This window comes from Paraburkholderia sp. BR10882, assembly GCF_040948855.1.
GTDB classification, from domain to species: Bacteria; Pseudomonadota; Gammaproteobacteria; order Burkholderiales; family Burkholderiaceae; genus Paraburkholderia; species Paraburkholderia nodosa_A.
Map to the genome: position 1 here is coordinate 1 of NZ_JBFPKP010000101.1, position 254 is coordinate 254.

1 protein-coding gene is annotated in these 254 nt (G+C 52.8%); it reads right to left on the reverse strand.

The window, feature by feature from the left end:
- Window positions 1-155 precede the first annotated feature (155 nt).
- On the reverse strand, window positions 156-254 hold a 99-nt coding region (locus tag AB3X99_RS41075; RefSeq protein WP_226200766.1), incomplete at its 5' end, for an IS3 family transposase.

Genomic DNA, 254 nt, shown 5'->3' on the forward strand with positions numbered 1-254 from the left:
TGTCCAGCTCGCGCATCGTCATTGTTATCCGTTCTGTTGCCGCCATTAAAGCTCCCAAACACTGGATTCCCAGCGATCTGTTAGCTTACGATCGTCCAAAAAGCGGACATCTGAACTTGGCTAAAAGGGGGGTGCGGCGGAATTCTTGGACGGGTTTATGTCGTCAGCCCGAGGCTCTCCCGGTATTCAATCGGACTGAGTGCGCCAAGCGAGATCTTGATCCGTTTCTCGTTGTACCAGCGAATGTACGAGTC